The 19,646-nt window shown below is 59.6% G+C and carries 22 protein-coding genes (1 of these 22 only partly in view); 15 read left to right on the top strand and 7 right to left on the bottom strand.

Annotated elements, in window-relative coordinates; all coding sequences use genetic code 11:
- Nucleotides 1–3: 3 nt before the first annotated feature.
- Nucleotides 4–972: a YncE family protein gene (locus WDN46_04575; protein MEJ0092716.1), complete on the top strand. Its 969-nt coding sequence runs from the start codon at nt 4–6 to the stop codon at nt 970–972.
- Nucleotides 973–995: 23 nt separating this feature from the next.
- On the opposite strand, the gene WDN46_04570 is transcribed toward WDN46_04575, so the two are convergent.
- Together WDN46_04570 and WDN46_04565 are read right to left on the bottom strand one after the other, a co-directional pair.
- Nucleotides 996–1,631, bottom strand: coding sequence for a response regulator transcription factor (locus WDN46_04570; GenBank protein MEJ0092715.1), 636 nt, complete (start codon nt 1,629–1,631; stop codon nt 996–998).
- Nucleotides 1,628–2,971: an ATP-binding protein gene (locus WDN46_04565; protein ID MEJ0092714.1), complete on the bottom strand. Its 1,344-nt coding sequence runs from the start codon at nt 2,969–2,971 to the stop codon at nt 1,628–1,630. Before WDN46_04565 ends, WDN46_04570 begins: the two co-directional genes overlap by 4 nt.
- Before the next feature lie 983 nt (nt 2,972–3,954).
- Between WDN46_04565 and WDN46_04560 the strand changes: the two genes are divergently transcribed.
- From WDN46_04560 to WDN46_04535, 6 genes are all read left to right on the top strand, one after another.
- A complete protein-coding gene (locus tag WDN46_04560; GenBank protein MEJ0092713.1) occupies nt 3,955–4,347 on the top strand; it encodes an EF-hand domain-containing protein in 393 nt (130 codons plus the stop codon).
- A 71-nt stretch (nt 4,348–4,418) separates the two neighbouring features.
- A complete protein-coding gene (locus WDN46_04555; GenBank protein MEJ0092712.1) occupies nt 4,419–4,643 on the top strand; it encodes a hypothetical protein in 225 nt (74 codons plus the stop codon).
- 90 nt (nt 4,644–4,733) lie between these two features.
- Nucleotides 4,734–5,432 carry a hypothetical protein gene (locus WDN46_04550; protein ID MEJ0092711.1) on the top strand — a complete coding sequence of 233 codons (699 nt, stop codon included), beginning with the start codon at nt 4,734–4,736 and terminating at the stop codon, nt 5,430–5,432.
- A 270-nt stretch (nt 5,433–5,702) separates the two neighbouring features.
- The gene (locus WDN46_04545; protein MEJ0092710.1) at nt 5,703–5,945 is read left to right on the top strand and encodes a helix-turn-helix domain-containing protein; all 243 of its coding nucleotides are present in this window, start codon (nt 5,703–5,705) and stop codon (nt 5,943–5,945) included.
- Between the two features lie 245 nt (nt 5,946–6,190).
- Nucleotides 6,191–7,933: a tyrosine-type recombinase/integrase gene (locus WDN46_04540; protein ID MEJ0092709.1), complete on the top strand. Its 1,743-nt coding sequence runs from the start codon at nt 6,191–6,193 to the stop codon at nt 7,931–7,933.
- Complete coding sequence (locus WDN46_04535) at nt 7,926–9,128, top strand: site-specific integrase (protein ID MEJ0092708.1); 1,203 nt, start codon at nt 7,926–7,928, stop codon at nt 9,126–9,128. Before WDN46_04540 ends, WDN46_04535 begins: the two co-directional genes overlap by 8 nt.
- A 373-nt stretch (nt 9,129–9,501) precedes the next feature.
- Here WDN46_04535 and WDN46_04530 read toward each other — a convergent pair whose 3' ends face one another.
- The gene (locus tag WDN46_04530) at nt 9,502–9,732 is read right to left on the bottom strand and encodes an AraC family transcriptional regulator (protein MEJ0092707.1); all 231 of its coding nucleotides are present in this window, start codon (nt 9,730–9,732) and stop codon (nt 9,502–9,504) included.
- 33 nt (nt 9,733–9,765) lie between these two features.
- On the opposite strand from WDN46_04530, the gene WDN46_04525 reads away from it, so the two are divergent.
- The 7 genes from WDN46_04525 to WDN46_04495 all read left to right on the top strand — a co-directional run bounded on the left by WDN46_04525 (nt 9,766) and on the right by WDN46_04495 (nt 17,107).
- Nucleotides 9,766–9,996, top strand: coding sequence for a hypothetical protein (locus WDN46_04525; protein MEJ0092706.1), 231 nt, complete (start codon nt 9,766–9,768; stop codon nt 9,994–9,996).
- A 373-nt stretch (nt 9,997–10,369) separates the two neighbouring features.
- Complete coding sequence (locus tag WDN46_04520) at nt 10,370–10,969, top strand: abortive infection family protein (protein ID MEJ0092705.1); 600 nt, start codon at nt 10,370–10,372, stop codon at nt 10,967–10,969.
- Between the two features lie 66 nt (nt 10,970–11,035).
- On the top strand, nt 11,036–11,410 hold the full coding sequence (locus WDN46_04515) for a hypothetical protein (protein MEJ0092704.1): 375 nt from the start codon (nt 11,036–11,038) through the stop codon (nt 11,408–11,410).
- Nucleotides 11,338–12,159, top strand: a complete 822-nt coding sequence (locus tag WDN46_04510) for an IS5 family transposase (GenBank protein MEJ0092703.1) — start codon at nt 11,338–11,340, stop codon at nt 12,157–12,159. The genes WDN46_04515 and WDN46_04510 overlap by 73 nt, the downstream gene beginning before the upstream one ends.
- A gap of 50 nt (nt 12,160–12,209) precedes the next feature.
- Entirely contained in the window at nt 12,210–13,622 is a 1,413-nt protein-coding gene (locus WDN46_04505) for a hypothetical protein (protein ID MEJ0092702.1), read from the top strand.
- A 78-nt stretch (nt 13,623–13,700) separates the two neighbouring features.
- Nucleotides 13,701–15,953, top strand: coding sequence for an AAA family ATPase (locus WDN46_04500; GenBank protein MEJ0092701.1), 2,253 nt, complete (start codon nt 13,701–13,703; stop codon nt 15,951–15,953).
- A gap of 200 nt (nt 15,954–16,153) precedes the next feature.
- Complete coding sequence (locus WDN46_04495) at nt 16,154–17,107, top strand: hypothetical protein (protein ID MEJ0092700.1); 954 nt, start codon at nt 16,154–16,156, stop codon at nt 17,105–17,107.
- Between the two features lie 106 nt (nt 17,108–17,213).
- Here the strand turns inward: WDN46_04495 and WDN46_04490 are convergent, their stop codons facing one another.
- The 4 genes from WDN46_04490 to WDN46_04475 all read right to left on the bottom strand — a co-directional run bounded on the left by WDN46_04490 (nt 17,214) and on the right by WDN46_04475 (nt 19,274).
- A complete protein-coding gene (locus tag WDN46_04490) occupies nt 17,214–17,441 on the bottom strand; it encodes a hypothetical protein (GenBank protein MEJ0092699.1) in 228 nt (75 codons plus the stop codon).
- A 201-nt stretch (nt 17,442–17,642) separates the two neighbouring features.
- Nucleotides 17,643–18,437 (bottom strand): hypothetical protein, encoded by a 795-nt coding sequence (locus tag WDN46_04485; protein MEJ0092698.1) that lies wholly within the window; start codon nt 18,435–18,437, stop codon nt 17,643–17,645.
- A gap of 39 nt (nt 18,438–18,476) precedes the next feature.
- Nucleotides 18,477–18,971 (bottom strand): GNAT family N-acetyltransferase, encoded by a 495-nt coding sequence (locus WDN46_04480; protein ID MEJ0092697.1) that lies wholly within the window; start codon nt 18,969–18,971, stop codon nt 18,477–18,479.
- A gap of 3 nt (nt 18,972–18,974) precedes the next feature.
- A complete protein-coding gene (locus tag WDN46_04475) occupies nt 18,975–19,274 on the bottom strand; it encodes a DUF1778 domain-containing protein (protein MEJ0092696.1) in 300 nt (99 codons plus the stop codon).
- A 183-nt stretch (nt 19,275–19,457) separates the two neighbouring features.
- Here WDN46_04475 and WDN46_04470 point away from each other — a divergent pair, with 183 nt between their 5' ends.
- Nucleotides 19,458–19,646: the start of an IS481 family transposase gene (locus tag WDN46_04470; GenBank protein MEJ0092695.1), read on the top strand. Its footprint extends 765 nt past the window's final position; the window shows 189 of its 954 coding nt (coding positions 1–189); its start codon is at nt 19,458–19,460; its stop codon lies beyond the right edge, outside the window.

Genomic DNA, 19,646 nt, shown 5'->3' with positions numbered 1-19,646 from the left:
CCGATGCGCGGCGTCCGGTGGATATGGCTTTGCCTTGTCATCTGCATCGACGCCGTCGCCCATTGCGCTATGGCCGGCGCAGGCTCCTACCTCTATGTCGTCAGCCAAGATGACGGCACCGTAGCGCAAATCGATATTGCAGCCGGCGAGGTATCATCCAGAATATCGGCGCCGGACGCTCCCGCCATGATAGCGCCCTCCGCCGACGGCAAATTCATCTACGTTACGCATCCAGACCATAGCGCGATCAGCGTCATCGACGCCGATGCGCGCCGCGTCGTCAAGACATTCTCTTATCCTGGGACGCCGTTCGGGATCGCTGCGGATCCGCATGGGCGCTTTCTGTACGTGGATGACTGGAACCGTGGCGTCGTCACGCAACTTGACGCCAAGACTGGCGCCCTAATGGCGGGGGCGGCCGTCGGGCGTTACCCCGCCGGCCTGGCAGTCGCGGCGGACGGGGCTCGCCTTTATGTGGCGGATAGAGACAGCGGCGCCGTCAGCATCGTCGATGCCGCCGCCATGCGAGTTATCGCTTCGGTCGCAACCGGGACCGCGCCCTTCGCGCTAGCGCTTTCTCCCGACGATAAGCGGCTCTATGTGGCGAATGCGCAAAGCTCGGATCTCGCTGTCATCGATACGCAGACGATGCAATCGATTGCGCGGATTCGCGTCGGCGCGATGCCTTATGGCATCGCAGTGACGCCCGACGGAAAGACAGTTGTGGTCGCCAATCAACATTCCGACACAGCGTCGATTATTGACGCGCGGAGCCTTGCCGTCGTCGCCACCGTGGATGTCGGTCGTTATCCCGAGGGCGTGCTTTGCGCTGCAAACGGACTGGCCTATGTCGCAAATTGGTTTTCCGGCGACGTATCCGTCATTGATCTTCGGCAGCGCCGCGAGTTGAACCGTCTCCGGGTCGGAGATGGACCGCGAGCCTTTGCGATCACAGGGTCTTCGCAGCCTTGAGCCATATAACATAGGTCACTCCATCATGTGGGGGATTGCATTGATTTCACCGCGATTCGGATAAGCTGCGGCAGCGTCGTCACCCCTAGTTTAGCTTTGATCTGCGTGACGCCGTTAGCGACGGTCTTGTAGCTGACGCCCAGCATCGTCGCGATCGACCCGTATTGATGGCCCTCGGCGAGAAGAGAAAGAACTTGGAGCTCGCGCGATGTAAGTTTTTGCAACTGATCCGACTGTTTGCCGGTTCCGGGCAATGCCAGCTCCAGCGCCAAAGCATGCGCCAGATGGGTTCGTCCGCTCAGCACTTTTTTGATCGCTTCCCTCAACTCGGCTGGGGTTGTGTCCTTTAGAAGGTATCCATTCGCGCCCGCGTTGAACGCGCTTCGTACGATGCTCGGATCGCTATGCATGCTGAACACGAGAACCGCGCATTTTTGCTGCTCTCGTCGGATCTGCTCGATCAGCGCAATGCCGCCAAGGCTTCGCCCCTGCATGCCTAAATCAAGAATGACGAGATCGGGCGTCGCCTTGCTAAGGGATCGATGGCCCGCAGCCAGAGTGCTGGCGTCGCGCACGTCCGAAATGCCGAGGTCCTCGAGCACGCGTCGGCACCCCTGCAGAACAATCGGATGATCGTCAATAACAAGAACTTGCGTCATTCCTTTTTTTGTCCCACTTCAGGCGATTCTGGAGCGCAATCATTTTCGAGACGCAATGGCAGGCAAATGGACACTGCCGTGCCGCCGCGGAGGGCGCGATCGAACTTGATGCTGCCGCCGATCGCCTTCACGCGATCCCGCATGCCAGTTAGGCCATATCCCTGCCGCGCATCAGGCGCGAGGCCGACTCCATCATCGCAAATTTCGACCACCAAAGAGTCAACGGAGTGCTCCAGAACCGATACTTCCACGACGCGCGGATCTGCATGTTTCAGCGCATTGGCGATGCCCTCCTGCACGCATCGATAAACCGTCAGATCAGTTCTTTCCCCAAAACTCGGGCGCGACGTCGCGAAAGACAATACGACCGAAACATTTGGCGCCTTGGATCGAAAATCGTCGGCGAGATCGGACAGCAAATCAGAGAGCGGCATTTTTCCTAGCGCCATCGGACGAAGGCGCCTCATGATCGATCGATTGATGGCGTTGAGTCTATCGACGACCGCCATGATTTCCAGCGTCCTATCTTTGACGCGCGACGCGAGCGCAGGTGCCTGTGAAGCAACAAGGAACTCCAGGGAGTCTGTATAGACCTTGATTCCAAATAGGCATGGACCAAATTCGTCGTGGAGCTCCATAGCCAAATGCCGCCGCTCTTCATCTTGCAGCGATACGAGGTCACAACCAAGCCGCGTGTTTTCTTTTCGGGCCGTCGCCAATGCGCTCGCGAGCGCATTGAAGCGCGATGAAATGACATCGAGCTCCTTCACTGACGAGCGCGGAAGGCGAACAGCGTATTCTGCCGCTTCCAGCGTCTCCAGGCCTTGGGAAACTTTAGTGAGAGGGGCCAGCAATTCACCAAGGGCAGCGCCAAGAATCAGCAAAATCGACGCAATGCCAATCGCTCCAATTCCTGCGAAGGATCGAAAGTTTGCCCAGGCCTCGGCAATTTCATCGTCCGGACGGCTAGCAAGAACGATAGTTCCGACAACAGCTCCATCTTGATGCACCACCACCGAACGAACATTCGACTTCGCTGCGATCAAACGATAGAACCATCCGGGCGCTGGGTCCCAGTCGCTTGGGAGCCTATCGGCAGTCGGAGCCGGATTGGCGAAGAGCACCGGCTTTCCGTCGTGATCTAGCACTGAAATCGCTACGTGACGCGGTGCAACGAGGCCGCGCGCAAGCTCTTTGATGAACGCGCCTTCACGGCCGCCGCCTTGATCGGCGGCGTCGACGACCAGTTGCTCAGTCGCGTCAAGTGCACGCGTAATTTCTATGCGCGTTGCAGTGCGCGCATGAACGATGAGGATGCCGGAAATCGCCGCATAGACCACGACGGTGATACATGTTGCGACCCCAAGAATCCGATATCGAATCGATTGGAAGATAAAAAGTCGCGCTCGCGCTATGCTGCACATCAAACCGCGCACGACCGTGTTTTTTCGGCGCGGTGTGGAGGGCGGTCGCCCGAAGGCGAACCGGGCATCCATTCTAGCTGCGGGGTTGACGGAAATCGCTTGGTCTTCGAGGGCCGTTTCTGGCTCGGGGATCTTAGATACGTCGGCGCGCGGCATCACAGTTTCGTCGGAACTCCTTCTCAACGTCCTGCTAGACAGGATTCAACCCTATCCATTGCATCGGAAAAATGCGCCCGGCGCGGAATCTGCCCAATTCCGCGCCGGGCCGCCGCCACGTTGGGGATGCTCAGCCGGAGGAGCGCGTGGGGCTCTACGAACTGAGGGCGATAGATTGGCGCAAGACAATCCTCGCCTTCAGAACCTGCTTGCAAATTCGAGTTGCGAGGGCGCTATTCACTCGCCGCTCCGCATCGTCGAAATATACTTCATCTTGACATGCGGCGATGACGCTCGCGCCCACGAGGCGCTCTATTACTGCTTAACTCTCAGCTTGACATAACCAACGTAACATTACGTTTAAGATTAAAAAGCGCAAGTACAATAATTCTATTCGTGTTAGGGTTTAATCACAGCTGACTTCTCTATGTCCAGGCGAACTTAGATAAATACCTATACTGCGGGGAGCTAATCTGGACCCCCGACATATGAAAAAGTGAGGCTGGCAAACCGCCTGGGAACGGCGCTTGGATCGCGACGGGCTGGATAACTAGCCGCTGGCGTCATTGTTTCCTGGGCAACGGCTGCGCAAAAATTGGTAGACGAAGAGGCTGCCGTTGCGAAACGTGTAAAAATTCATGTATTTATAGAAAAATTCCTGAGTAATTCGCTTATGTAGGGATTAACTCCTTATAAATTAGGTGTTATGCTATAATCTCCAAGAAAAAAGATTGGAGATTATCGTGTTGCGAAAGAATGCCGCTTACATTTCCATCTTGGCGCTGAGCGCCTCCTTGCTCGCGCTTCCCGCCTTTTCCGCCACAGCGAATATGAAGCTACTTGATCCTGACAGTGATGGCACTGTCAGCCTCGCCGAAGCGCAGGCCGCCGGCGCCAAGAAGTTTGCAGAGCTTGATCCCGATCGCGACGGCACCCTTGACGCCAAAGAGGCGGGACCCGTCCTGACAGACTTCACTAGCGCCGATCCTGATAAAGACGGCACAGTCGACAAGGCCGAATATGCGGCGCAGATCGAAGCGGCATTCAAGAAAGCCGACCCAGACAACGATGGCACTCTGGATGCGGCAGAGCTTTCGAGCCCGGCCGGACAGAAGCTGCTAGGACTGATTCAATAATCCTGGCAGATTTAAAGAGCCGGCGGGCCTCCGCCACCGGCTCCTATTTAACGCTCGACCGATCTGTTACGATGCTGCAGCGGGCGTCGAAGCGTCATGACCCCTATTTCAGCTCCGCCTTCGTGCTGGCGATTGACACCAACGCAGAGCAAGTCGGCGTCGACCTCGTGCCCGACAACCTGTCGACGACGTTGTCGCTCCTTGCGTCGACTGGCGGTGTGGTCCAGCTGCGGCAACTGAATAGCTCGCCTCAAGTCGATTGCGTCAGCATCGCTATTCCGCTTAAGCTTTTGTAGCGGCACAAAGAATTGTGGCAGAGAGTCGGGAAACGGCGAGTTCTTCCTGCGCCGCGGCGATAGTGAAGTCTTACAAACCAGAAGCGCTGCATGACCGCGATTATTCCAATCGGATTCGTCACGCTTGACGAAGCGGCGGAGATGATCGCCAAATCGCTCTATATGGGCGTCGAGGACGGGGAATTGGTCGCGACGCTTCGACAATCCGGACTGAACGTGCGTGATGGACAAGCGTCGGACGCGGCCATCTCAGAAATCTGGCGGGCGGCAGACGCCGGACGACTGAGAGTGGTGGGCATTGGCGGTAATTCTCGCAAAATCGTTAGGCTTGACCCCGAGGACCTCAAGGAAATTCCCTTGCTCAGGAGCCCACGAGGAGGCAATTTCCATTTCCTTCGCCCTTCAAACCGACTCTACGGACAGGTGACAAAATGGTTTGGCCCGCAATGGGCCGATGCCGTCATCGCATTCCGCGAGAAAGAAGTGGCGGCTCTTACACGCTTTGTTTTGCGAACACGCAGAAAGCACCTGACGTCCGGCGACGCTAAGAAATCAGGACGTCCGACGCTGCGCCCGGAGATGATCGGCGTCATCAAAAAAACAATCGAAGCCGGAAAATGGAATCCCACGATGTCGCTCAAGGCGCTGACGCGGCTTGTGAACGTTCACGGTGGATTGGCGCAAAACGTCAGCGAAGATACAGTGACCCGCGGGCTCGATGATCTCTTCGACCAGACTGGCGATCGGCGCTTTCAACGACGAAAAAAAGCTCAACGCGGCGCCCGCTAAGCAGGGATCTATCCTCTCCTGACGCGGATTTTTTCGGGCGCGGCGCCAAGTGCGATCCCCTCCTCTATTTTCGAACAGATCGGCAGCCTTCGCATGACGTTTGGCGATTGACCGCTTGGCGCCCCGATATTCGGCGCGAACCCGTCAGTCTTTCAGTCAGGGCCAGCACGTCATAAGCGGTCAACCTTTTGCAGGGCCGCGTCCCCGCCGATTTTTGTTTTGCGGCAACAAACCGAAATTTTGCGGCGAGCCCTATGAGATCCTTCGTTCATGGCAGACAGACGAAAGAAAGGTCTCATGGAACCGTTAACAAAGGCGAGCAGCGCCGATTCCCTTTTGCATCCGAAAGACGCGGCGAAAGCCCTCAACCTTTCATCATCATGGCTGGCGAAGGCGAGATTGTCTGGAAAGGGTCCGAGGTTCGTGAAAATCGGACGCTCGGTTCGATATCCGGATTCGAGCCTGCGCGAGTTCATCAAGGCGCGGATGTGCGGATCGACCAGCGAATATTGATTGGAGATCATGCGCCATCCAAGGGCGCGAGGGACCAGTTCGGGCTCTCGCGCCCTTTGCAATTGAGCAGGGATGAATTTCCATCCTTATACATCAAAATACTACAGGATGACACAAGAAGAACTAAGATTAGGATCGTATATACTCTTACATAAAGCCAGTAAACGCTTGACGTAATCCTAATTTACTTCCATATGATACCCAATCCACCCAAATGAACTCCGGCGCTCGACGAGGCTCCCCTAATGAACGATCTCAGTCCCCTGGCTTCCGTTGCCGCAAGTTCGCTCGGCTCCGCAGTCGCTTTGATAGAGCCCTCTTTCGAGGACGCCGTCATCGCGATCGCCGGCGATCCAGATTTGTCGGACGACCTGAGGCGACACTGGCCCTGCTCGCTGCGCCGAATAGCCGCCGTCCTCGACCGGCCAATGGTTTTGATTCCGGCGCGGTGGTCGGCTGTTCGCATTCAAATCAGCCAATTGAAAGCCGTTCGACTTGGAGTAACCCAGAAAACGCTGAGTAATCACGCATCGAATGTGCGCGCCGCGCTGGCCTGGATGCACAAAGAAAAGCAGACGCCAGCGCGCGGAGCCCCGCTGACGCCGGAATGGCGGGCGTTGTACGATGAGTGCCCGAGTTCGCCTCAACGGACGCGCCTAGCGTCGCTGATGCGATACTGCTCAGGGCGAGATATCTCGCCGGACTGCGTCGACGAAGCGGTCATCGACGCTTTCTTTGCTTATCGCCTGCGCACGACATCGCTCTCTGCGGACGCGGCGGCGCGGCGAGTATTGGCGCATCATTGGAACGATCGCGCTCGAACCGTTGCCGGATGGCCAAGCCGATTTCTGGTCGAGCCCCCGTCTCGACAATGCGAAGCGTTCCCGCCTTGGGCGGAATATCCGATCGGATTGCGCGACGACATCGAAGCCTATTTGACCTCTCTCACGCGCGTCCGCAAGACTTCCAAAGGCAGGCGGCTGCGCCCGGCCAAAGCAACGACGATCCGCGGTCGCCGCGCCATGCTCGAGGCGGCGATGCGCACGGCGACGCGAATCGGCGTCGGCATGGAGCAACTGACGTCGCTCGCCTCTCTTTTGCATCCAGACGTTAGCCGCCGCATTCTCGACGCCTATTGGGAAAAGAGCGGCGAGCAGCCGTCAATTTTCACCATTGACCTGGCTCGGCTTTTCGTCAGCCTCGCGCGGAACGCCCAGTGTTTGTCTGAGGATGAGTTTGAAGCGCTCGACGACATGCGTTCCGAACTCGAACACCATAGTCCCGCGGCGATGACGGACAAAAATTTGGCCGCCATCCGAACCTTTATGCAAAGCGACGCCTGGCGCGCGCTGCACCATCTGCCGCGCCTTCTCATGGATCAGGCCAAAGAGGCGTCATATTCCTCTCCGGTCAAGGCGGCGGTGCGGGCTCAGATGGCGGCAGCGATCGGTATTCTGAACGTCGCTCCGATTCGCCGCGCCAACCTCGGGCAAATTCGCATCGGCGAAAATCTCATTCGCAGCGGCGGCCCGAAAGCGCCTTACCGGCTCGTTTTCCCGGGCTATGACGTTAAGAACCGCGTGAACCTCGACTTTCCTCTGGACGCCGAACTGACGGCGCTGATCGACGACTATCTGTTCAACTATCGCCCCGCTCTCGTCGACCAAGCGGATGGTTTGTGGCTGTTTCCGGGTGAACGGGACGATCACAAATGTCTTGCGACGCTGAGCGGTCAGATCACCGCCTGCATCGAGAAATCGATCGGCCTTCGCCTCACCGTTCACCAGTTCCGCCATTTGTCGGCGGCGATCATCCTAAAACACCAACCGGGTAACTACGAGCTCGTCCGCCTGCTTCTCGGCCACCGCACCGTACAAGTCACGATCCGCAATTATATCGGTCTGGAAACCACGCACGCCAGCGAGGTCTATGGCGATCTCGTCCGCAATCTGCGCGCTCGGCGCGCCGAGGAGGAAGACGATGCATAAACTAGCGTCAGATCAACCCTCTGGCGGAGAAGGACGTCTAGCCGCCTCTCCGCCGCGCCGTCCTCAAGCGCCGCAAATCCGCTCAGCGCCGATCGCCGAATGGTCGATTGCTGACCGCGCAGCCTGGGCGCGCGCGATCGCGCCGGGCGTTCGCCTCCGCAAGGGCGGCGCCGGCGCGCATCTGGCTCGCATTACGCAGGGCGATCTCGCCCGCCGTTATGGTTATTTTGTCGATCATCTGATGCGGACCGGTCGCTTTGAACCGGACGCTGCGGCCGCTGGGCAGGTGACCCCCGACCACATTGAGCGTTTTCTAGAGGAGCTCCGATCGCGGATCGGCTCGGTCACTCTCGCCGGTACGATATATAAGGTGCGTCGGGCCTCCGAATTGCTTAACCCCGCACGAGACTTTGCGTGGCTCGGGGAGATTGAGAAGGACCTTGCCTTGGTGATGCAGCCCCTCTCAAAAAGCCATCGCGTCGTTGATCCTGATCGCCTCGTTGAAGCCGGGCTCGCTCTCGTGCAAGAGGCGAACGACGACCCGGCCCTCACGCCGCTGCGCCGAGCCCGGCAGGTCCGCAACGGCGTGATGATCGCCCTTCTTGCGCTCTGTCCGATCCGTCTTAAGAACTTCGTCGCCCTCGATCTGCAGACCAGTTTTCGCAGAATTTGGTCGCGGTGGTGGATTGTGCTCGATCGCAAGCACACCAAAAGCGGTCGGCCGGACGAACGCCGCGTGCCGCGCGACCTCGACGCCGCGATCGCTTCGTATCTTTTGATCCACCGTCCTGTGCTGAGGGCGGTTGCGAGAAGGGAGAATGGCGCAATGTCTGATATCGGGCATTTGCTCGCCAACGGCGAAGACGCCGCATTGTCCTCCGCCGAGACGCTGGACGCAGCCGCGGGCCCGCTTTGGTTGTCGTCGAACTCAGGCGAGCGCATGAGCTATTCCAGCGTCGAGCTAGCGATAACCGCGACCACTCTATTGACGCTCGGCGTCGAAGTCAGCCCCCATCTCTTTCGGGCCTGCGCAGCTTCCGCGATTTATGCCTACGCCGGAGACAACCCGAACCTCGCCAGCGCCGTCCTGCAACATACCGACCGAAGGGTAACGGAAGAGCACTACAACCGCGCAAGCAGCGTCCAGGCGGCGCTACAATACGCCGAGATCGTGAAAGGCGCCGCTCGTCAATAAAAGGGGTTCTCTGACGCCCGGCAATGTGAGGCGGCGTCTCAAGAGCCATTGAAGTTTCTACCGCAGCCTTATGAAATGGCGCATTCTGGCCAGAGCACAACCTCGCCAAAGTTGGGGTCGAGGGTTCGAATCCATTCGCCCGCTCCAAATTTACTTTAAGGAAATCAGAGCGTTATGATTTGGTCGCCGCGTGGCGGCCTCTCGCTTTTGGTGCTTACACTTTTGCGGTCAAAAAATGTAAGCACTATGTAACCAGTTCAGCGAAAGCTGGGTGCGGCTTGGGCGTGCCTGTCAGGCCGTTCCAAGGCCGTTTGGATGGCAGCGACCACCGCCTTGCCGCCGCCAAGGCGGTTTTGCGATCCGGTGCTGGACGCTAGCCGGGCCAGTTCAATCCTGCCCGCGCAACTGAGACGTCCTTTAATGCGCCACCGGACAGCCACTTGACGGCAAGGATGACGCAGAGCTGCCGCCACCAGCGACCGAAACTCATGCCGGTTTCCCGGCTGATCGACCGCGCCAGAGTCCACTCGCTCAAACCTGCCCGCTTCGCCCAGACACCCAACCTTCCCCGATCTGCCGGCGCGGTCTTCATCAGATCGACCATCTTGCGGAGACGTGAGTCGGCCGGCATCGGCAGATGAAGGTCTTCGACCTGCGCCGCCGCCAGCTGATCGAGAAGCACCGCGACCGGACGCGAGTTCGCGCCGCCTTCTTCATAAAGCGCGGGGAGGTGCGCGGAGCGGACCAGGAGCTCGCGCAGCAGGGGGTTACCGATACCGCGCAGCAGACCTCGGGCAGGCCCCGGCTGTCAGCCGAAGCGATGAAGGCAGCGAAGCCTTCGAGCGTACCCGTCGCTTTGATGGCGTGAAGCGCCCCATCAGGTATCCACATGGCGCTGCGGGGCGGCACAATCCACAGACCACCTTCGACCTCGCAACTCAGCGCGCCCCGCTGCACGAACAGGACCTGCCCCGTCACGTGCCGGTGGAAGTCCAGCTCGATCTTGCCGATCTCGGCCATCGCGGCGCCGAAGGTGACGACCGGACGAGGCACAGTATCGGGATCTATCCAGTCGGAAGTGGCGCTCAGAATGGGCAGGTCCGCTCCAGATGCCTGAGCCGACTGGCAAATTCGAATAACATTTTGGCAGGGTTTCCTAATGGCGCCAAATTCCGCGATGCCATATCCTCGGGTGGGATCAATCGAGGCCCGTTCGCCTCGAGAATGCGAAGGGAAATGGGGTGAATTCGTTGAGGATTGGCCGTGTCGCCCAAATCCTGGACAAGCTCCGCCAGGACGCCCAAGCCGCGGATCGCGCTTTCCTCACGGCAACGATGGCGGACATTGAGGCCTCCGGCACGACACTGGAGCAAGCGGCCGCGAAAATGATCGCCGAGGAACGGGAAAACTACCGGACGATCTATCGTAGCAGTGCCGATAATTTTCTTGCCATCTCGCCGGCCCTTGGCCGCTTCCTTTACATGATCGCGCCCGCCCGCCAGGCGACCCGGATCATCACGTTCGGCACGTCGATGGGGATCTCGACGATCTATCTTACCCTTGATCTTGGCGATTTGGTGAAGGCCGCCACCAAGGCGCTGAAGCTCGTTCCGGACGCCGTGCCCAACGAGGCCAAAGGCGCCGATGCGATCAAGAAGACGCTTCGGAGCCTTGGCGCGACCGTCGCCGGACTCGGCGAGATGCAAAACTTCTACGGATCGGGCCATGGCCAAGACGGGCGCGCGAAAGGTCTCAAACCTCGTCATGCGCGTCTGGCGGTGGGCGCCGCTGGCACGCTGGCGATGTTCCTGTTCGAGACCCACGACGATCGGCGGCATTAGATCATGCCGCAGCACGTCTTCTTTTCTTGGCAGAGCGACACGCCGAACCGACTGGGAAGGAACTTCGTGGAGTCCTGTCTTGAGCGAGCGATCGGCGAGCTGCGGGCGGACGCCGATGTAGATCTTGCCGATCGCGAGATCAAGGTCGATCGCGACACCCGCGACGTCCCCGGCTCGCCGCCGATCATGGAGACGATCTTCGCCAAGATCGATGAGGCCGCCGTCTTCCTGGCAGACCTAACCTACGTTGCCGAGCGGATTGGAGGGAAGAAGGCGCCCAACCCCAATGTCTGCATCGAGCATGGTTATGCGCTTAGAGTCTGTTTGACAACTTTGACATGGTTCTTTGGTTATGATTCACGCTTTCGATGTGGACAGCCAAGAGCCGTGGCCGAATGGCCAAGATTGAGAAGAAGACGAAGCGCTATCCGAGCGACCTGACTGATGAGGAATGGTCTTCGGTCGAGCCGTTTCTGCCGAAGGCGGGAGCGACCGGAAGCCCCCGACGGACAGACCTGCGCGAAGTTTTGAACGCCATCCGGTATCTGGTGCGGTCGGGATGTGAGTGGCGGATGCTGCCGGTTCACTTCCCGCCCTGGCAGACGGTGTACTGGTGGTTTCGCCGCCTGACCCGGCGTCTGATGTTTCGCACCCTTCACGATGTCGCCTTGATGATCGACCGCGCGCGGACGGGCCGCAACGCCGAACCGAGCGCGGCGGTGCTCGACAGCCAGTCCGTCAAAGCCCCGGCGCCGCAGGGAACACGCGGGTTCGACGGCGCCAAGAAGATCGTCGGGCGCAAACGCCATATCGCGGTCGACGCCGACGGACGTCTGCTGATGGTCAATCTCACCACGGCCGATATCGCCGACAGCACAGGCGCGCAAGCCGTTCTTGAGGCCATCCAAAAACGCTGGCCGCGGGTCAAACACCTGTTCGCCGACAGCGCCTACGATCGCCAGCGACTGCTCGACAAAGCGGCTTTTCTCGACTTCACCGTCGAGATCGTGCGGCGTACCGAGGCCGCATTCGTGATTCTGCCGAGACGATGGGTCGTCGAACGGACCTTCGGATGGATGACCCGCCACAGGCGTCTCGTCCGAGACTACGAGGCCCGGATAGACGTCTCTCACGCCATGATCGAGGTCGCTATGGCCGGCTTGTTGATCCGCCGGATAACCCACCCATAGTTGTCAAACGGACTCTTAGGGCACTGGGATGGCGGCGAGTCATAGCGGTGATGAACACCGCGTTTGGCGACCCCAAAGCGCACGAGCTGCCTTTCGACCTTCGCTACGCGCGGTGGCCAATTCAGTTCGAGCTTGCTGACGACGCCAGCGGTGACGCACGACGGGCCGCGCGGGACGGGTTGATCCGCGACTTAAAGGGTGCCCTGACCGCCGTCTTTGGCGACCCAAAGCTGAAGGCCTCCTTGCGGGCGGACGCGCCGGCCGAATCCCACCCCCATGACGTCGAGCTGCTTCAGCGGTTTCATCGCCAGATCCCGCTCGCGTTGAAGAAGTTCCTGCGCCAGCACAACTTCGGCAACTCGTTCCTCCTCGGCAAGCTCGACCCACTGCACGAGATGAACGAGGACTGGGTCGGTGCTGACTACGAATTTCATGACGCCGTGGTTCAGGCGGCCTTTGTGGATGTGCGCCAAGCCGCTCATGCTTTCGGTGAGCTGGTCGTGCAGCGAATCTACGCGATGCGTGGAAATCCTAAGATGGGATGGCCGAAGACCGATCAGGACGCTGAGATCGGTATCCAACCCAATACCGAGCAGGCCATCCGTGACCTAAACGCGAAGGCGACAGCACTTAGCAAGATGATCGACACTCTCGAGCGCGTGGCCCGCGAACGCATCCGCGTCGCCGGCGGCGCCCACGCGGCCGCCGCTCAAGCCGAGGCAGATCAGGTCGCTGCCGAGGAGGTTCGGCGAAACGCTGCCGAGACCGCGTTGAACGAGTTGGCGATGGACGCCAATCGCGGCGCCCTGCCGGAGATCGTCACCCGGCCGCGCCTTACCTTGCGCTTGGCGCCAGTCGCCGCCACGCAGGGAAACCGGCTTGATCCTCGCCACGTCGCTGACGTCCAGTTGCGGTTTCCGCCAAACGGTCACGCGCGGGTCAAGAACGACAGCGATGCGCGGCAGTGGTGGAGCTGTGTGATGCCCAGAAAGCCCGAGCCGCACCTGAATCCCGAGACAACATGGCGAATGCGCCTGGTCCGCCCCGGTTACCTCGAGTACCAGGCCACCATCGGGGCCAGGATCGACGATGATCCTCAAATCCTGATCGACGGCCGCCGCCTAGAGGCGTTGATCGTGCGAACCCTTGAACGAATGGGGCAAATTGCGAGTGCGCTCGATCTCGACGGTCCGGCGCTGGCAATCGTCGCCCTCGATGGCATGGAAGACGTCGAGCTGACGCGAGCCCAGCCGGGTGGCCGCCGTGTTCGCCAGCCAGATGTGTTCCTTCCGATAGTTAAGCTAGCTGGGATGGAGGCGCCGATGGCTCCGGCCGTCCATGAAGCGCTGGACATGCTCTGGCAGTCCGCCGGGTGGCCGGACGGTTCTCCCTCGTTCAGCGCAGGCGCGTGGGCCGGATATGTGGACGAGCGAAACTACGAGCCCTCCGTGTTCGGAGCCTGACGATGCTCAGCGCGCGGCCGGGAGCGCGAACCACAGTTCTGCTATGGTGAAGGCAAATACAGCCGGGGGGCCACAAGTATGTTCCTAAAGAAGATCACCGGCATCAAGACGGTGGGCCGCTTCAACGCGGGCGGTGTCTCCGGGGGAGAATACGCCAAGTACACTCTGTTCTACGCCGGAAACGGCCGAGGAAAGACCACCCTGTGCGCGATGCTGCGTTCGCTGCAAGAGAATGATCCCGTTCATCTCCTGAAGCGCAGAACCTTCGGGAGCGCTGCCGACCAGCAGGTCCAGCTGCTACTCGACACCGGCCCGATCAAGTTCGGCGGGGGTGCGTGGAGCGCGGCTAACCCGGACATCCACATCTTCGACCAGCACTTCATCAACGCCAACGTCCACGGCGGACATCAGATCGCCGTCGATCATCGGCGCAACTTCTATCGAGTCGTCGTGGGACCGAACGGTGTCAAGCTAGCCGGAGAGATTGACGCCCTGGACGCCCAGGCGACAGCAAAGCAATCGTCGATCACTGCTGAAAAAAAGGTGCTGCAGCAGCATGTCCCTAGGGGAATGACGCTCGAAGCCTTCCTTAAACTGGCCGAAGACTCCGGGATCGACACGAAGATCGCGGCAGCGGAGAAGACGCTGAAAGCCGTCGAAAGCGCCGATGCCATCGCAAAGCACGCCGCCCTCATCCCGGTCTCTCTGCCCTCCCTGCCGGCCAGTTTTGAAGTGCTGATGGCGAAGGGCCTGCCGGAGGTATCGGCCGACGCTGCTGCGCGCGTCCGAGATCAGATTTCGGCTCACGGCTTCCACGCGGGTGGCGAGGCGTGGCTCAGCGTGGGACTGGAGCACGTTAAGGACGACAAGTGCCCATTTTGCAGCGCGTCCGTGGCCGGCAATGATCTCGTCAACGCTTATCAAGGGTACTTCAGCCAAGCCTACAGCGAGCACAAGGCCGCGCTCGACGACTTGGCGAAGCAGGTCGACGATCAGCTCGGCGAGGCGGCGGCGCTGAAAGCGCACCAAGGCTTCACCAACGCCGAACGCGACGCTGAATTCTGGCGGCCGTTCGCCGACCTGAAATTCGCCTCGCCTGCCAGGGTCAACGAGATCGAGGCAACGGTTCAAGCGGTTCACGCGGCCGCTGCGGATTGGCTTACCGCCAAGATATCGGCCCCGTTGGAAATTGCGCCGGCGTCGGCAGCGTTCACTTTCGCCGCAGCGGCCTGGGATCTGGTCTGTGGCGAATTGAATCCGGCCAACGGCGCTATCGTTCAATCGAACTTGGTGATCGCGGCTGTAAAGGAAGCGAATGCCAAAGCTGATAAGGCTGCCGCGGAGGCGGTTCTGGCCAAATTGAAGGCCGTCAAGACCCGGCATTCCGAACCGTTCCTCGGCCTGGCGAAGGCCTATGAGACCCTGGCGGCGGAGAAGGATCAATGCGTCAAAGATAAGGACGCCAAGAAGGACGAGTTGGACACTTACGACGCCGCGATCCTTGGGGCGTATGAGAAGGAGATCAACGCCATCCTGACCCGGTTTAACGCCGGGTTTCGCCTCGCCAAATGCGGCAAGAACTACGTCGGCAAGACACCGCAGTCTGAATACTGCCTGCAGTTCGACGGGAACGATGTCGACGTCAGCAAGGCTGATGGCGATCAGCCCACGTTCGATTCGACCATGAGCGCGGGTGACAAGAGCACCTTCGCCTTGGCCTTTTTCCTAGCCCAGCTGAATCGCGACACTGAGCTTCAGAATAAGCTTGTCGTCTTTGACGACCCTTTCACCAGCCTGGACGACTTTCGGCGAGAAATGACGGCGAAGGCGATCGTGCGAGTAGGTGAGACAGCCAGCCAAGTCTTGGTCTTCTCCCACGACAAATATTTCCTCGATGCGGTCCGACAGAAGATCCATGGCGCCGCCATTGTCGCCATGCAGATATCGGGGACGGTGGGCAACTCCGCCCTTGAGCCCTGGGACATCGAACGGGAGGTCAAGGAGGGCTACCTGCAGGATCACATGACCGTGGTCGAGTACGCCGCAGGTGTCACGACGGATGCCAAGCCCATCCGGACAATGCTGCGGCCACTCCTGGAGAAGTACATCCGCTACCGATTCCCCAACCAAATCCAGGATGGGCACTGGTTGGGCGATATTCTGCAAATCATCCGGGACGATGCCGCACACCCGCTACTTCCGCAATATCAAGAGCTGGACGACATCAACGAGTTCACGGCGCCGTTCCACCATGACCCGAACACCACGTTCAATTCCGACGAAGTCTTGGCCCACGCGAAGCGGACGCTCGCGATCGTAGGCGGATGTTGATGACTTGGGTGCTTCACACCGGCGCGTGCTTGGCGGGCTTCGTCCGGGATTTTCAGGCTCTATCCGCCGGCTGCTGAAGGAGCGAGAGCGGCATGTACCCTAAGAGGTTCACTTTCGATCCTGGGCTAATTGAACGTGCGCGTGTCGTCACATTACGCTCACCCGATTTGAACGTCCTTCGCGATGAGAATCGGGCGGAGTTGCCCGGCCTCGCGCACTTCCTGGAACAAGGGTTCAAGGCGCGCGACGCAGAAGGGAAACTCCTGCTGCCCAATCTCAGTGCGTTGGCAAATCGAACGGTGGGCATTTTTAGCGACTATGGCGGCGAGGATTCGTCGAGCCGTTTCTTCACTTATTCCTTCCTGGTTTGCGCCTTCGGTTCTTTGGACCCTTTCAAGCAGCAGATGGCTAAGCTTCGGGCCAAGTCTGGTATCCCTGGTAAGGAGATTGCGTTCAAAGACTTTCGTTGGGGTCCGTTGCGACGGATGCTGCCGGCCTATTTGCGGCTAAGCGATAGTTATATCTCTGGCCTACTATTCACCCTGGTTGTTGACAAAACGATTCCCTCACTATTCGGGCCTGGCGATGCAGAGACCACGCGCCATATGACCGACGCTTTGGAGGAAGCTGGTTACGGCTCCGTCGCGCCGCGAGTCGGTGAGAAGCTCTTTCGGGTATTACACTGCATCGCCTTTCTTGTTGCCCTGCTGGGGCAGGCTAGACAGAAGATTTTTTGGATGACGGATCACGACGCGATCGGAGAGACTCCAGAGAAGCATACCAAACTTCTTGGCGTCCTTAACCGGGTTCTGCCGCTCTACACCGAGAAGCCGTTCAGCTTTCTGGGCGGCGCCCGTCCATTTACGCCGAGAGCGTTTGAATATCTCGACCTTCTCAGTCTCGCCGACATAGCAGCCGGAACGATCGCTCAGACCCTCACCAGTATTGAGACTTTGGGCAAGGAGAATGCTCAGATAAAGGATGGCGGTGATCATGTGCTGCGCTGGCTTTGCCATAACAGTGTCACGCTGAAAAAGTTCGTTATGACCGTAAAGCGCCTGCCGAATGGCGAAGTAGGCTGCGGGCCGATTGATTTCGCGGCACGGAAGCCTATTGCCGACGAACTGTTTATCCCTACGCAACTTGTGCGATAGATATTGGTGCTTAGCGCCGCTGTCAGTCGTCTAGCGCCATGAATCGCCTAGCTAAGCGGAGCGCATTCCTCGCGGATCAAACAGAACGCGGCCACTAGCTTGGCGGTCATGATGGCTCAGCCGGCGAGGGCTCTAGCTCGATGTCTTGCCAATCCGGCGCGGCCTTGATCGTTAGAAGCCGCGCCATCAGCTTCTGATAAATCGCGCTGCTGGCTTCGATCACCTCGTTGAGGGTCTCGACCGCCTTCGACTTCAACTGACCGCCGTGGGTCGCCTGATTTCTGAGCTTGTAAAGTTCAGCGATCGAAGCGCGATTTTGCTGTCGGTCCAGCAACGCGCCCCCAATAACTTGCGCTGTACGGACACTATCACCTTGTAGCTGGGCGGAGATTGTTCGCCGCCAGGACCGCTGACGGCGATTTCGAAGGCGAGCGTGAGGTCGAGCACGCGATCGATGGGTTGCCGCCGACACTGGCTCAATCTGAAACGATCCATGGATCGCAGGAGGTCCGCGCGACGGTCCGAAGGCAGTGCATCAAAGTTGGCGATGTTGGACTGAATCCGGGAGCCTTCGACGGGAGAGCCGCGCTCGACGCGAGGATGTACCTCCGGCAGGAGCCAGGACAAGGTGTTCTCCCATTCGGCATATTCGAGGTCGTGGTCGAGAAATTCGAACCAGCAGGCGGCGGCAATCGGACGACCTGCGGTGGCCGCCTGAAGGATCAGGACGATGTCGTTTCAGCCTCTCTTCCAAATCGTTCATGCGCTGGAATGCGGCCCCGTCGCCTCCGATGTAAGGAAACTCGTCCACTGCCTCCGCATAAGCGGCATCCGGCAAATCATAGTAAGTCGGCGTCATCCAAGCCGAGCCGTCGTAGCAGGCGCGCGCACGCTCCTGGATACGCCCCTTCATGTAAGAATTGGACAAGGCGGTGAATGACGTGAGCTGAGCGGTTTTGCCGAGCGCCACTGGCTGATCGACTTGCAACCCCCAGATCGCGGCCTTAACCAATATCGTGGCTTTCCGCGTTCCCAGAAGCTTTAACAGCCAGTCAACGGCGCCCGCTACGTTTTCTGTCGGCCAACCGCCTCTAGAGAACAGAACGGACGCGAGCGAACCAGCGTGGAGTACCGGACCCGATCCGCCACTGAACACCACCTGGCCAGCAACTGCCTTGTAAGCTTTGCACTGTTCGATTGCCGCGGCCAATGGCTCCAGGACGGTCTGATCCGGCGATGGTCCAAGAAGCGTCGGATTGGGGTAAGCTGCTCGAAAGGCCCTGACCGCACTTTCCAGAGCGGCCACCAAAACAGCTTTGTCATCGCCCATCCCAGACCCCCAGTCTGCATTTTGCTGTCGCTTCGATCATCAAAGCGACGCCGCAATGTCGGCGATGGAACGAACCAGAATGAGCGGATCATCCCGGGATGGGAGAAATCCTCGTCGTTGCCAGAAGGCCGCTGCTTCCATATCGACAGCGTTGACGAGCAGCGCCCGACCGCCAACGAGCTTTGCCGCCGTGATGCAGCGCTGCAGAGCATGTTTCACCAGGCCGGTCCCGATACCGCGGCCGGCCCAGGCGAGGTCCGTTGCGAGTTGGGCGAGCAATAGGCACGGCACTGGATCAGGGGGTTGGCCCGTTCGGATGGACCGCGGCAGGGCGTTCGGGACGACGGCCGTCGGCGCGAGACCATAGAAGCCGACCACGCGGCCTTCCTCGTGAGCGACCAGAAGCGCGGTGAAGCCCTTCTCCTGGTTTGAAAGCGCCCGGGTCTTGAGCCAGTGGTCGAGCGAGGGCCTACCGCAGGAGAATGCCGAGACGTCGTGCGCTGCGGTGAGCGGCTCGGGGACCGAGAGACTCAAGGCTCAGCTTTTTGCGATGTAGCCCGGCTCCCATGGGGCGGGACGCTTCGCTAATTCGACCACTTCGGGAATAGCGGCTGCGGGCGCTGACAGGACCGCCATGAACTCCGCAAAGCCCTCTGCGCTCATGCGGATCAGCCGATTCTCCATCAAGACGTCCTCGGCTGCTCGAACGGCGGCTTCGCGCACGAAGTCCGTGCGGGAGCGGCCGCGCAGTCCGGCAGCACGGTCGATCATGGCGATGTCGGCCTCGGGGAGGCGCATCGAGATCGGGTGTTCCTTACGTTCAGCGTTGACGGCCATTGTTTATCTCCGGCGACGAACATACGCCTTCGTAGTGCAAATTGCAAAACATCACGACCGTATCCGAGCGCGAGGCTTCCCCAGGGGTCAGCTGGCTAGATGTGAGCTTTCACTAGGTTGTCCATCCGGTCCGGACCTAGGAAGCTGAGGTTGCGACGCTTCAGTGATTCCCCGGAGGACCGGATGAACATCCACAAGAATGCCCGTTTGACGCCGCTTGGTCGAGAGCATCTGGTTCAATCGGTGTTGAGCGGGCAGACGTCGGAGGCCGCCGCACGAGCCGCCGGCGTCTGCTCGCGGACTGTCAGAAAGTGGCTCGCGCGTTTTCAGGCCGAGGGGCTCGCCGGGCTTCAGGATCGCTCGTCCAGGCCG

This window comes from Methylocella sp. (genome assembly GCA_037200525.1).
In the GTDB taxonomy this organism is placed as follows: Bacteria; Pseudomonadota; Alphaproteobacteria; order Rhizobiales; family Beijerinckiaceae; genus Methylocapsa.
The sequence above is the reverse complement of the archived record's forward strand: the minus strand, read 5'-3'. Positions and strand labels throughout refer to the sequence as shown.